General features: G+C 59.9%; 11 protein-coding genes. 3 read left to right on the plus strand and 8 right to left on the minus strand.

Annotation, left to right across the window (positions count from 1 at the left end):
* Window position 1: 1 nt before the first annotated feature.
* Window positions 2–895, minus strand: coding sequence for a glycine betaine ABC transporter substrate-binding protein (locus ACVVH8_RS04275; protein WP_475228714.1), 894 nt, complete (start codon window positions 893–895; stop codon window positions 2–4).
* Between the two features lie 21 nt (window positions 896–916).
* On the minus strand, window positions 917–1,606 hold the full coding sequence (locus ACVVH8_RS04280) for an ABC transporter permease (protein WP_169432591.1): 690 nt from the start codon (window positions 1,604–1,606) through the stop codon (window positions 917–919).
* Window positions 1,607–1,964: 358 nt separating this feature from the next.
* On the opposite strand from ACVVH8_RS04280, the gene ACVVH8_RS04285 reads away from it, so the two are divergent.
* The 3 genes from ACVVH8_RS04285 (at window position 1,965) to ACVVH8_RS04295 (ending at window position 6,252) form a co-directional block, all read left to right on the plus strand.
* On the plus strand, window positions 1,965–3,548 hold the full coding sequence (locus tag ACVVH8_RS04285; RefSeq protein WP_201235434.1) for a peptide chain release factor 3: 1,584 nt from the start codon (window positions 1,965–1,967) through the stop codon (window positions 3,546–3,548).
* A 1,072-nt stretch (window positions 3,549–4,620) separates the two neighbouring features.
* A complete protein-coding gene (locus ACVVH8_RS04290) occupies window positions 4,621–5,829 on the plus strand; it encodes an MFS transporter (RefSeq protein WP_401304209.1) in 1,209 nt (402 codons plus the stop codon).
* A 159-nt stretch (window positions 5,830–5,988) separates the two neighbouring features.
* Window positions 5,989–6,252, plus strand: coding sequence for a hypothetical protein (locus tag ACVVH8_RS04295; RefSeq protein WP_103303155.1), 264 nt, complete (start codon window positions 5,989–5,991; stop codon window positions 6,250–6,252).
* Between the two features lie 211 nt (window positions 6,253–6,463).
* Here ACVVH8_RS04295 and ACVVH8_RS04300 read toward each other — a convergent pair whose 3' ends face one another.
* The 6 genes from ACVVH8_RS04300 to ACVVH8_RS04325 all read right to left on the minus strand — a co-directional run bounded on the left by ACVVH8_RS04300 (window position 6,464) and on the right by ACVVH8_RS04325 (window position 13,538).
* Entirely contained in the window at window positions 6,464–7,444 is a 981-nt protein-coding gene (locus ACVVH8_RS04300; RefSeq protein WP_475228716.1) for a peptide ABC transporter ATP-binding protein, read from the minus strand.
* Window positions 7,444–8,412, minus strand: a complete 969-nt coding sequence (locus tag ACVVH8_RS04305) for an ABC transporter ATP-binding protein (RefSeq protein ID WP_103303153.1) — start codon at window positions 8,410–8,412, stop codon at window positions 7,444–7,446. Before ACVVH8_RS04305 ends, ACVVH8_RS04300 begins: the two co-directional genes overlap by 1 nt.
* Before the next feature lie 10 nt (window positions 8,413–8,422).
* Complete coding sequence (locus ACVVH8_RS04310; RefSeq protein ID WP_103303152.1) at window positions 8,423–9,349, minus strand: ABC transporter permease subunit; 927 nt, start codon at window positions 9,347–9,349, stop codon at window positions 8,423–8,425.
* A gap of 11 nt (window positions 9,350–9,360) precedes the next feature.
* Window positions 9,361–10,371, minus strand: a complete 1,011-nt coding sequence (locus tag ACVVH8_RS04315) for an ABC transporter permease subunit (protein WP_103303151.1) — start codon at window positions 10,369–10,371, stop codon at window positions 9,361–9,363.
* Between the two features lie 73 nt (window positions 10,372–10,444).
* On the minus strand, window positions 10,445–12,040 hold the full coding sequence (locus ACVVH8_RS04320) for an ABC transporter substrate-binding protein (protein WP_103303150.1): 1,596 nt from the start codon (window positions 12,038–12,040) through the stop codon (window positions 10,445–10,447).
* A gap of 76 nt (window positions 12,041–12,116) precedes the next feature.
* Window positions 12,117–13,538 (minus strand): OprD family porin, encoded by a 1,422-nt coding sequence (locus tag ACVVH8_RS04325; RefSeq protein ID WP_127925813.1) that lies wholly within the window; start codon window positions 13,536–13,538, stop codon window positions 12,117–12,119.
* Between the last annotated feature and the right edge of the window lie 81 nt (window positions 13,539–13,619).

A 13,619-nucleotide genomic window follows, 5' to 3' on the forward strand; every position in this document is an offset into this window, starting at 1 on the left:
CTTAATTCAGCGGATGTTGGCGCAGGAAGTCGGCGGCAACTTTCGAAGGGCTTTCGTGATCGACATCGACCCGCGCGTTGAGCTGGCGCATGGTTTCGTCGTCGAACAGTTCGGCCAGCGGCTTGAGCTGCTCGGCCAGTTGCGGATGGGCGTCGAGGTAGGCCTGACGCACCACCGGCGCGGCGGTGTAGTCGGGGAAGTAGTGCTTGTCGTCTTCCAGCAGCTTCAGGCCGAAGGCGTTGAGGCGACCGTCCGTGGTGTAGACCAGACCGGCAAACACCTGGCCGTTACGCAGCGCGGTGTAGACCAGCCCCGCGTCCATCTGGCGGATGTTCTTGCGGGTCAGGTTCATGTCGTAGAGCTTGACCATGCCGTCCAGACCGTCGGAGCGGTTGGCGAACTCGGTGTCCAGTGCCACCAGGTGGTTGGTCTTGGCTTCAGCGCGCAGGACCTCGTTCAACTGGCTGATGTTGTTGATCTGCGGATAGGCCTCGGCGACGTTTTTCGGCAGGGCGAGGGCGTAGGTGTTGCTGAATTTCGACGGCGTCAGCCAGATCAGGCCTTTTTTCGCGTCGAGTTCCTTCACCCGGGCGTAGGACTGTGCGCTGTCGAGTTTGTCGGTGACATGGTTGTAGGCCACCAGCGACACGCCGGTGTATTCCCAGAGCATGTCCAGTTGTCCGCTTTCGTGGGCGCTACGGGCGAGGTTGCTGCCCAGACCACCAGTGATCTGCGCGTCGTAACCTTTGTTGCGCAGGTATTGGGCGGTGATTTCCGCGAGCAGGGTTTGCTCGGTGAAGACCCGGGCGCCGAGGCGGATCACGGGTTTTTCAGCGGCTTGCGCCAATCCTGCGAACAGCAGGACGCAACTTAAGATCAAGCTAAGTCGTTTCATATTCATTCCTTCGCAAAAGCCTTAAGACGGGCGCAAACCGCGTTCCAGCCAGAGACGGCTGGCGAGGGTGACGACGCCATCGAGCAGCAAGGCCAGCAGCGCGGTGCACGCGGCGCCGAGCAGCAGTTGCGGCTGATTGTTCAGGGCGATGCCGGGGAAGATCAGGCTGCCGAGGCTGTTGGCACCGATCAGGAACGCCAGCGGCGCGGTCCCGACGTTGATCGCCAGCGCGACACGCACGCCACCGACAATGATCGGCACGGCGTTGGGCAGCTCGACTTGCCACAGGACCTGACGCGGGGTCATGCCGATGCCGACGGCGGCTTCTTTCAGCGAACCCTGGACGTTTTTCAGGCCTTCGTAGGTGTTGCGCACAATCGGCAGCAACGAGGCGAGGAATAAAGCGAAGATCGCCGGACCACTGCCGATGCCGAGTATCCCCAGGGCAATCGCCAGTACGGCCAACGGTGGCACGGTGTTGCCGATATTGAAGATCTGCATGAAGCGTTCAGCGCGGCCGACCATGGTCGGGCGACTGAGAAAGATACCGGCGGGGATGCCCACGACAAGGGCGGCCAGCATTGAAGCGAGGACGAGAATCAGATGAGCTTGCAGGTAAAACAACAAATCGTCGCGGTAGTGTTCGATCGTGTTGATGCCGATCCAGTGGACCAGCAGGGCCAGGAGCGCGATCACCACCGCACCTCCCATCAGCCCTTTGCCATAGCGGATAGCCACAGGCGGACTCCTTTTTTATAGTCGGCGAACGCCGTCCCGAGTGGCATGCCATGCCTGGCTGCCGGGAAATAAACGTTCGCGAGAAGCAGCTCCCTCAGCACCGGCAAAAAGCGGTCTGAAAGCGAGCCATGAGCGCAGCCTCGTCAGGCTAACTTGCTGATTTTTCAGCCCCTGACGAAAATTCGTAACAGGGGATGGACGTCTCCGTGCTTTAAAAGGTTCCCACCTGCGGCAGCATTTGGCCACCCTTAATGTGCTCAACGGTTCGGTTATTGCATCGAGTTGGGCTATAATCGCGGCCCTTTTTTGAATCACCGCCAGGCGATTTCCCATGACCAACCAGGCCGCCGAAGTCGCGAAACGCCGCACTTTCGCCATTATTTCCCACCCCGATGCCGGTAAAACCACGATCACCGAAAAGCTCCTGTTGATGGGCAAGGCGATTGCAGTGGCCGGTACGGTGAAATCCCGAAAATCCGACCGCCATGCGACATCCGACTGGATGGAGATGGAGAAACAACGGGGTATTTCCATTACCACGTCGGTCATGCAGTTCCCGTATCGCGACCACATGGTCAACCTGCTCGACACCCCGGGCCACGAAGACTTCTCCGAAGATACCTATCGCACCCTGACGGCGGTGGACTCGGCATTGATGGTTCTCGACGGCGGTAAGGGCGTTGAGCCACGGACCATCGCGCTGATGGACGTCTGCCGTCTGCGTGACACGCCGATTGTCAGCTTCATCAACAAACTCGACCGTGACATCCGCGACCCGATCGAATTGCTCGACGAAATCGAAGCCGTTCTGAAGATCAAGGCAGCGCCGATCACCTGGCCGATCGGTTGCTACCGCGACTTCAAAGGCGTGTACCACCTGGCCGACGACTACATCATTGTCTACACCGCCGGTCACGGTCACGAACGCACCGAAACCAAGATCATCGAGAAACTCGACTCCGACGAGGCGCGCGCGCACCTGGGTGACGAGTACGAGCGTTTCATCGAACAGCTGGAACTGGTGCAGGGCGCCTGCCACGAGTTCAACCAGCAGGAGTTCCTCGACGGTCAACTGACCCCGGTGTTCTTCGGTACTGCATTGGGCAACTTCGGTGTCGACCACGTGCTTGATGCTGTGGTGGATTGGGCGCCGCGTCCACTGGCCCGTGTCGCCAACGAGCGCACCGTGGAGCCGGTGGAGGAGAAGTTCTCGGGCTTCATCTTCAAGATCCAGGCGAACATGGACCCGAAACACCGTGACCGTATCGCCTTCATGCGTATCTGCTCCGGCAAGTACGAGAAAGGCATGAAGATGCGCCACGTGCGTACCGGCAAGGACGTGCGCATCGGCGACGCCCTGACGTTCTTCTCTTCCGAGCGTGAGCAGCTGGAAGAGGCGTATGCCGGCGACATCATCGGTCTGCACAACCACGGCACCATCCAGATCGGTGACACCTTCAGCGAAGGCGAAACTTTGGGCTTTACCGGTATCCCGCACTTCGCCCCGGAGCTGTTCCGTCGTGTGCGTCTGCGTGATCCGCTGAAGTCCAAACAGTTGCGTCAGGGCTTGCAGCAATTGGCCGAGGAGGGCGCCACTCAGGTGTTTTTCCCGGAGCGTAGCAACGACATCATTCTTGGTGCTGTGGGTGTGCTGCAGTTCGATGTGGTCGCCAGTCGTTTGAAAGAGGAATACAAGGTTGAGTGCTCTTATGAGCCGATCACTGTGTATTCGGCGCGCTGGATCGAATGTGACGACAAGAAGAAGCTTGAGGAGTTTTCCAACAAGGCTGTGGAGAACCTGGCATTGGATGGCGGTGGGCATCTGACCTACCTTGCGCCGACGCGGGTTAATCTGGCGTTGATGGAGGAGCGTTGGCCGGATGTGAAGTTCCGTGCTACGCGTGAGCATCATTAAGCGCTGAGCTGAGTTGTTCGAAAGCCCCCTAGGTGTATGCCTTGGGGGCTTTTTTTTTGGTTTGGTTTTGGGTGTATATCCGTTTTTTTGGTGATGGCGGCTTAAGGTTTCGCCCTTACGGCGACTCACTTTTTTTACAAACGCCTAAAAAAAGTAAGCAAAAAAACGCTTGCTCCAACGTTCGGCCCACTCGCTGGGGCTCGGGGTTCCTTCGCTCCGGGATCGATCCGGGCGCATCGCCTCCGGTTTGCTTCGCTGCACCTCCTCTCGATGTGTTTGGCTGCGCCAAACGGTCGCTGCGCTCCCATGCCCGGATCAATCCCTCCGCTCAGCCTGCCGACGTCGCCCGTGGATCAAGATCAAGAGCTGCAGCCGAGCTAACGCTCATCCTTTGAGTGGGGCGGCATGCGCCGCGTGCTTTACATAGATCAAAACTGTGGGTGCTGGCTTGCCTGCGAAGGCGGCCTGCCAGCCGACCCATTTCTCGCAGACTGCACGCAATCCCTGCGGGAGCCTGGCTTGCCAGCGATGGCGGCCTGCCAGCCGCGCCATGTCTCGCAGGCTGCACGCAATCCCTGTGGGAGCCTGGCTTGCCAGCGAAGGCGGCCTGCCAGCCGACCCATTTCTCGCAGGCTGCACGCAATCCCTGTGGGAGCCTGGCTTGCCAGCGATGGCGGCCTGCCAGCCGACCCATTTGTCGCAGGCTGCATGCGATTCAAATGTAGGAGCGAGCCTGCTGACGAAGGCGGCCTACCAGCCGCGCCATGTCTTGCAGGCTGCATGCAATCCCTGTGGGAGCCTGGCTTGCCAGCGATGGCGGCCTGCCAGCCGACCCATTTGTCGCAGGCTGCATGCGATTCAATTGTAGGAGTGAGCCTGCTCGCGAAGGCGGCCTGGCAGTGACCAATTTCTGATGGCGTGCACTCGATCCAGTTGAGTTGTCGAAGGCTGTTTTACAGAAGTCTGTAGGGTGTCTCCGTTTTTTGTGGTCTCGATGTACTTAAGCGCGACAACTGGCGAGCTGGCCGTTAGTGTCTCAGGTCCACGCAAGTCGTTTTGAGAGGTCAATGGAATGACGAGTCGACTGACTCATCTGCTGCGGATCAACGGCTATTTCGGTGTCATGGCCTGGGTGCTCGCCGCGCTTTTGTTCATTAATCGGCTGAGCAGCATGGTCAAGCTGTTCATGGCGCTGTACCTGCGTCAGGAACTGGGGCTGGCGATTGAAACGGTTGGCTGGCTGTTGTCCGGTTACGGCGCGGGGCTGTTGGTCGGTTCGATGGTCGGTGGTTTGCTGAGTGACCGTTTTTCCACGGCGCGGCTGACGGCGGTTCTGTTTTTCCTGTCGGCGTGGACGCTGCTGTTGTTGGGGCTGGTCACGGAGGTAGCGTGGCTCGGTGCATTGCTGCTGTTCAGCGGTGTGCTCGACGGGGCGATTCGAACGCTGCATCAGCGTTTGATCATGGAGTATTGCGAGGTCGCGCAACGTGCCCGCGCGCAAGCGCTGAGCCGGGTTGCGCGAAACCTTGGCATGGCCGCCGCCGGCGTCGCTGGCGGGGTGCTGGCGCAGGTCGATTTTCGTTGGGTGTTCTTTGCCAGTGCGGCGCTGACGGTGCTGGCCTTGTTTTGGTTTGTCCGCACGACCTGGCGGCGACCGGTGCTGAGCGTTGAGGTAAAAGCCGAAACCGCTTCAGGTTTGCCTTACCGCGACAAACCCTTCCTCTGGCTATTGGCGGCGACGGTTGTGCTCGGCATGGCGTTCGACACGGTCTACAGCACGCTCGGCAACTATCTGCGGGATTACTATCGGCTGAGCACCGAGGCCATTGGTTGGCAGTTCGGCATCAACGCGCTGCTGGTGGTGACGCTGCAGATTCCGCTGGCCCATTGGGGCGAGCGCTGGAGTGCGCGGGCGCAACTGGTAGCTGGCGCCGTGTTGCTGGCCTGCGGGTTGGGCATGTTGCCGTTGGGTAGCGGGTTGTTTTATGTCTGCCTGTCGACGGTGATCTGGACATTGGGCGAGGCGTTGTTCATGCCGCCATTGAATGTACTGGTCATGCAGTACGCGCAGGGTGGCAAGAGCGGCCAGTACTTTGGCCTGTTCTTCATGAGTTGGAGCGCGAGCGCGCTGTTGTCGCCGGTGCTCAGTGGTCAGTTATACGCCCACGCTGGCGGGCACAGCGTTTGGCTGGCCAGTGCGTTGCTGGCGCTGATGAGCATTCCGCTGACTTGTCTGGCCACGCGCCCAGCCCTTGGAAGTGTGCTGCCGCGTGGTGTTTAGTTGATCCGGTTATGGCGGTTATTCGAAACAGGTCTGTCAGGCAACGGCATTTCTGCGGGTTCATTAGCGTCCTATCTGGTGAAGCCGGCTGATCGGAACTAGATTTCATTCAGCGCCGGATCGGCATTGCTGTTTCACCTGCACAGGATGGAATCGGTCATGAAAAACAGGTTGCTACGCGTTTTACTGCTGTTGAAAGTGATGGTCATGCTGTCCCTCGGCACCGCGACGGCCTGGGCCGAGTGCGAGGATCACGATTCTCAGGCCTTCAGTGGGCAGGTCGGGCATAGCGGGTTGATGCTGGCCAAGTCCGAATCCGAACCGGGCGATCAGGGGCAGGGCGGCGCCGCCGATGACGATGACTCGACCACTGACGAGCCGGACACTGATGATCCGGATGACGAAGGCGACAGCCAGACGTAGATTTCGGGCAAAAGAAAACCCCTTCTGCCTCGACTGATGCGCAATCGGAGGAGAAGGGGTTTGGTTAACTTCTGACTCATGAACGAAGAGGTCAATGTGGGAGCGTTCTTGCCCGCGATTGCGGTGTGCCAGACGACAAATCAGTTGACTGGCACTACGTCATCGCGGGCAAGCCCGCTCCCACAGTTTTTTGCATGTCCTCCCGTTCTTGTTACGCCGCGCCGTCGAGGAATTGCTCGGCGTAGTGGCACGCCACCTGCCGATTGTCGAGCGCACGCAAGGCCGGCTCTTCAGTGCTGCAACGTTCGGTCGCATACGGGCAGCGCTTGTGGAAAGCGCAGCCCGGCGGCGGGTTCAGCGGGTTGGGCAGTTCGCCGACGATTTTGATCTTCGGCTTGTTCGGGTCCGGGTGAATGGTCGGGGTCGCCGACAGCAACGCCTGGGTGTACGGGTGCAGAGGACGCTCGTAGATGGCGTCTTTCGGGCCCATTTCCACCGGGCGACCGAGGTACATCACCATCACGTCATCGGCCACGTGTTGCACCACCGCCAGGTTGTGCGAGATGAACACGTAGGCGGTGTTGAACTCCTGCTGCAGATCCATGAACAGGTTCAGCACCTGCGCCTGAATCGAAACATCCAGCGCCGAAGTCGGTTCGTCTGCCACCAGCACTTTCGGTTGCAGCATCATCGCCCGGGCCAGGGCGATGCGCTGGCGCTGACCGCCGGAGAACATGTGCGGATAACGCTGGTAGTGCTCGGGACGCAAGCCGACCTGCTTCATCATCGCCTGGACTTTCTCGCGACGTTCGGCGGCACTCAGGTTGGTGTTGATCAACAGTGGCTCGGCCAGTTGATCGCCGACTTTCTGCCGTGGGTTCAATGACGCGTACGGGCTCTGAAACACCATCTGCACGTCTTTGCGCAGCTGTTTGCGCTGGGCCTTGTCGGCGCCGGCCACTTCCTGGCCGGCGATTTTCAAGGAGCCGGACGACGGCTCTTCAATCAGGGTCAGGGCGCGGGCGAGGGTGGACTTGCCGCAGCCCGACTCGCCGACCACCGCGAGAGTCTTGCCGGCTTCCAGTTCGAACGACACGCCGTTGAGTGCGCGCACGGTCGCGTGGCCCTTGAACAGGCCACGGGAGACTTCGTAGTGACGGGTCAGGTCGCGGGCGGTAAGTACGACGGCCATTACGCCACCTCCTGGTTCAGCGGGTAGAAGCAGCGGGCAAGGCTGTTGGCTTTCGGATCAAGGGTCGGACGCTGCGCACGGCAGCTGTCCTGCACGTACGGGCAGCGCGGCGACAGCAGGCAACCCTGCGGGCGGTCGTAACGGCCCGGGACGATGCCCGGCAGCGTCGCCAGACGCTCGGCGCCCTGGCTGTGTTCCGGAATCGCCTTGAGCAGCGCTTCGCTGTACGGGTGCGCCGGGATGTCGAACAGTTGTGGCACCTGACCGACTTCAACGGCTTGACCGGCGTACATCACGCACACGCGCTGGGCGGTTTCAGCCACGACCGCGAGGTCGTGGGTGATCAGCACCAGGCCCATGTTCTGTTCTTTCTGCAACGCCAGCAGCAGGTCCATGATCTGTGCCTGGATCGTTACGTCCAAAGCAGTGGTCGGCTCATCGGCAATCAGCAGTTTCGGCTCGCCGGCAATCGCCATGGCGATGGCGACGCGCTGGCTCATACCGCCGGAGAGTTGGTGCGGATAGGCGTCCATACGGCTGGCGGCGCCCGGGATTTCGACTTTTTCCAGCAGTTCGATGGCACGTTTGCGCGCTTGTTTGCTGGACATTTTCAGGTGCAGGCGCAGCACTTCTTCGATCTGGAAACCGACGGTGTAGCTCGGGTTGAGCGCGGTCATCGGGTCCTGGAACACCATCGACAAGTCTTTGCCGACGATTTGTCGACGCTGACGGTTGCTCAGTTTGAGCATGTCTTTGCCGTCAAAGCTCAGCGAGTCGGCGGTCACAATGCCGGGATGCTCGATCAGGCCCATCAGCGCCATCATGGTCACGGATTTGCCCGAGCCCGATTCGCCGACGATCGCCAGCACTTCGCCTTTGTCGACTTTCAAATCGAGTCCATCGACAACCGGCGTAGCAGTCTTGTCGCCGAAGCGAACGTTGAGATTCTTGATTTCTAGCAGTGACATGGGAATCTCCTCAGGCGGCATTCTTGAGTTTCGGGTCCAGCGCATCGCGCAGACCGTCGCCCATCAGGTTGATTGCCAGCACGCTGAGCAAAATGGTCAAACCAGGCAGGCTCACTACCCACCAGGCGCGTTCGATGTAGTCGCGAGCCGAAGCCAGCATGGTGCCCCACTCAGGGGTTGGCGGTTGTACGCCAAGGCCAAGGAAGCCCAGTGCGGCGGCATCGAGAATCGCCGAAGAGAAGCTCAGGGTTGCCTGAACGATCAGCGGCGCCATGCAGTTCGGCAGCACGGTGATGAACATCAGACGTGGCAGACCGGCACCGGCCAGGCGCGCGGCGGTCACGTAGTCGCGGTTCAGTTCGCCCATCACGGCGGCTCGGGTCAGACGCACGTAGGACGGCAAGGACACCACAGCAATTGCGATCACGGTGTTGATCAGGCCAGGGCCGAGGATGGCGACGATCGCCACAGCCAGCAGCAACGACGGCAGGGCCAGCATGATGTCCATCAGACGCATGATGGTCGGGCCAAGCACTTTCGGGAAAAAGCCTGCGAACAGACCGAGCAGAATCCCCGGAATCAACGACATGACGACCGACGACAGGCCGATCAACAGCGACAGGCGCGAACCCTGGATCAGACGCGACAGCAGATCGCGACCCAGTTCATCGGTGCCGAGCAGGAACTGCATCTGTCCGCCTTCGAGCCACGCCGGTGGCGTCAGCAGGAAGTCGCGGTATTGCTCGCTCGGGTTATGCGGCGCGACCCACGGCGCGAAGATCGCGCAGAAAATCACCAGCAACATGAACAACAGGCCGGCAACGGCGCCCTTGTTCTTCGAGAAGGCTTGCCAGAATTCTTTATACGGTGACGGGTACAGCAGGCTTTGATCCACGGCGGACGTGGCGGTGGCTACTGAGGATGTTGGAGTGCTCATGGGTATTGACCTCAGCGCTGATGACGGATGCGTGGGTTGGCAAAGCCGTAGAGGATGTCCACTACGAAGTTGACCAGAATCACCAGGCAGGCGATTAACAGGATGCCGTTCTGCACAACCGGGTAGTCCCGGGCGCCGATGGCTTCGATCAGCCATTTACCGATGCCGGGCCAGGAGAAAATGGTTTCGGTCAGCACCGCACCGGCCAGCAGGGTACCGACTTGCAGGCCGACCACGGTCAGTACCGGAATCAGTGCGTTACGCAGACCGTGGACGAACACCACGCGCGACGGCGACAGGCCTTTGGCCTTGGCTGTGCGGATGTAGTCTTCGCGCAGCACTTCGAGCATCGACGAGCGGGTCATCCGCGCGATCACCGCCAGCGGAATGGTACCCAGCACGATGGCCGGCAGGATCAGGTGATGCAGCGCATCAAGGAAAGCGCCCATGTCATCGGCCAGCAGCGTATCGATGAGCATGAAACCGGTGCGTGGCTCGATGTCGTAGAGCAGGTCGATCCGCCCGGAAACCGGGGTCCAGCCCAGGCTCACCGAGAAGAACATGATCAGGATCAGGCCCCACCAGAAGATCGGCATCGAATACCCCGCCAGGGAGATGCCCATCACCCCGTGGTCGAACAGGGATCCTCGCTTGAGTGCCGCAATCACCCCGGCCAGAAGGCCCAGAATGCCGGCGAACAGCAGGGCGGCCATGGACAGTTCCAGGGTCGCCGGGAAGAGGGAGGAGAACTCGGTCCATACGCTCTCGCGCGTGCGCAGGGATTCGCCGAGGTCGCCGTGGGCCAGTTTGCCGATGTAGTCCAGATACTGGGCATACAACGGTTTGTTCAGACCGAGGCGTTCCATTGCCTGAGCGTGCATTTCGGGGTCGACCCGACGTTCGCCCATCATCACTTCCACGGGGTCGCCGGGAATCATGCGAATCAACGCGAAAGTCAGCAAGGTGATGCCGAAAAACGTGGGGATCAACAACCCCAGTCGGCGGGCAATAAAACTAAACATCTTGTGTGGTACCTCATCAGCCGGTTAGGCGTGCCCGGCTTCCCTGGAATCAGGGAGGCCGGGAGTTTCTTATCTACTTCACCTGGGTGGTGGCGAAGTTATTAGTGGTGAGAGGGCTGATGTGATAGCCCTCTACGTTGTTGCGCATTGCGGTAAACATCCGGGTGTGGGCCATGCTGATCCACGGTTGGTCCTGATTGAACAGGACCTGGGCCTGCTCGTAGAGTTTCGCGCGCTCGGCCGGATCTACTTTAGCCCGTGCTTCGTCGAGCAGTGCCTGGAATTTCTCGTTGCACCAGCGTGCGTAGTTTTCGCCGTTCTTGGCGGCCTCGCAACTGAGCATAGGCGTCAGGAAGTTATCCGGGTCGCCGTTGTCGCCCGCCCATCCGGCAGACACCATGTCGTGCTCACCGGCCTTGGCGCGTTTGAGCATTTCGCCCCATTCCATCACGCGGATGTCGATCTTGATCCCGACTTTCGCCAGGTCAGCCTGCATCATCTGCGCGCCGAGCATCGGGTTGGGGTTGGTCGGACCGCCACCGTTGCGGGTAAACAGGGTAAACACGGTGCCTTCCGGAACCCCGGCTTCCTTGAGCAGCTTGCGGGCGGCATCGAGGTCACGTGGCGGGTTCTTCAGGTCGTGGTTGTAGCCGAGCAGGGTCGGCGGGTACGGGTTGACCGCGACCGACGCATTGCCTTTGCCGAACAGCGCGTTGACATAGGCTTCCTTGTCGAACGCGATGTCGATGGCTTTGCGCACGCGCACGTCGCTCATGTACTTGTGCTGGGTGTTCATGGCGATGTACGAGACGGTCATCGCGTCCAGTTCATCGACTTTCAGGTTGCTGTCTTTCTTGATGCTCGGGATGTCGTCCGGTTTTGGATACAGGGCGATCTGGCACTCGTTGGCCTTGAGCTTTTGCAGGCGCACGTTGTTGTCGGTGGCGATGGCCAGGATCAACGCGTCAGCCGGCGCCTTGCCTCGGAAGTAATCCGGGTTGGCCTTGAAGCGCACCTGAGCGTCTTTTGCGTAGCGCTGGAAGATGAACGGGCCGGTGCCGATCGGCTTGTTGTTGAGGTCGCCGGTCTTGTTGGCTTTGAGCAACTGGTCGGCGTATTCGGCCGGGTAGATCGAGGAGAACGCCATCGCGATATCGGCCAGGAACGGCGCTTCGCGGCGGGTCAGGGTGAACTTGACGGTGTTGTCGTCGACTTTTTCGACGTTTTTCAGCAGTTCCTTGAAGCCCATGCTTTCAAAGTACGGGAAGCCCACGCTAGACAGTTTGTGCCATGGGTGATTCGGGTCCAGCTGACGCTGGAAGCTCCAGACCACGTCGTCGGCGTTCATGTCGCGGGTCGGCTTGAAATATTCGGTGGTGTGAAACTTGACGCCTTTGCGCAGGTGGAACGTGTAGGTCAGGCCGTCTTCACTGATGTCCCAGGATTCGGCCAGTGCCGGAATCACTTCGGTGGTGCCGGGCTTGAAGTCCGCCAGACGGTTGAAGATCGTTTCGGCCACCGCATCGGCAGTGACTGCAGTTGTGTACTGGACCATGTCGAAGCCTTCCGGGCTGGCTTCGGTGCAGACCACCAAGGGTTTGGCCGAGACGCCGATGGCGGCGCTCAACAACGCGGCAGCGACGGCCGCACGTAGGGGAAGCATTTTCATCGATAACCCTCTGCAATCGGTTGAAGACAAAAACCGAACGGCCGACTCATCATGAGTCAGCCGTCGGTTGGCGTTTTTACAGGATGTTGAACGGAATGGTGGTCACGAGACGGAACTCGTTGATGTTGCCGTCAGCCTGGTTTTCACTGGCGCGGTGCGTGGTGTACGTCGCGCGAATCGCGGTGGCTTTGAGCGGGCCGCTCTGCACGGCGTAGGAAGCACCGATGCCGTATTCGTAGTGAGTTTCGCCGTCCATCAGGCTCAGGTCGCCGCGCTTGGCGCCCGGGTCGGTGTAGGCGGTGCCACGGTAGTGAGTACCGTCAATGCCCCAGCCGCGTGCCTGGTAGATGTTGAACTTCAGGCCTGGCACGCCATATTCGGCCATGTTGATGCCGTAGGCGATCTGGAAGGACTTCTCGTTCGGGCCGTTGAAGTCCGACAGCAGGGAGTTGGCCAGGTAGATACCGTTGGTTTCGTGCAGGTAGTCGAAGTAGGTGTCGCCATTCACTTCCTGGTACGAGAAGGTCAGGCTGTGAGCCTGGTGAGCCAGACCCAGCGACAGCGAGTAAGTATCGTTGTCGATCTCGCCCATCAGCTTTTTGCCTTCGTCGACGGTCTTGTAGTAGTTCAGACCGGTGGTCAGGCTCAGCACCTGGCTGTCACCCAGTTCGTGGGTGGCACCGAAGTAGTACTGGTTCCAGAAGTCTTCGACGTTGGAGCCGTACAGGCTGGTTTTCAGACTCTTGAACGGCTGATAGTTGACGCCAGCGATGTAGACCTTGTCGGTCTCAACGCCAGTGGCCGAGTACTCGGTACGGAATTTCGACAGGCTCTGCTCGGTACGCGGCGAAACACGGTCGAAGCCACCGAGGTCGAACGACAGGTTGTTGAACTCTTCGCTGTGCAGGGTAATACCCTCAAAGCTCGAAGGCAGCGGACGGTTGCCGATGACGTCTACGATCGGCGTGCTGAAGTTCTGCCGACCGGCGGTCAGGGTGGTGTTCGACACGCGCAGCTTCACGTTGGCCAGACCCAGTTTGCTCCACTGGTCGACAGCGTCGCCGTCGGAGTGCGCCAGGGTACGGTTGGAACCGCCGGCGATGTCCTTGCGGTCACGGTCCAGAACGATGGCGTTGTAAGCGGCGACTTCGGTGCTGACGCCAACGGTGCCTTGGGTGAAGCCCGAGGTGTAGTTGACGATGGTGCCCTGAACCCAGTTGATACGACGCGGAGTTGGCGTCTTGACTACAGGCGAGGTGTTCTTGTCGCTGTTTTTCACGTAGCTGAAGCGATCATCACGACGCTTCAATTCATTGGCATACCAGTTACGTGTAGTGCCGCCCAGGCTTTGTCCATCGATAAAGCCTTTGGCCTCGCTTTGGGCGCTACTGCCGGCCAACGTGGTAGGGACGAACTCCTGACTAGCAGGTTCTGCGTACGCCGTGGCGGTGATGCTGCTGATGGCCAAGGCCAGTATCGCGGTGCTGCTCAGTTTCATGGGTGAAGCTCCTTTACTTTCTTTTTATGCCGGCTTTTTTGGGTTGGCCGGTTATTGGTTTAGAACTCATTCACACATCGC

The organism is Pseudomonas trutticola BRTCR10, assembly GCF_056155105.1.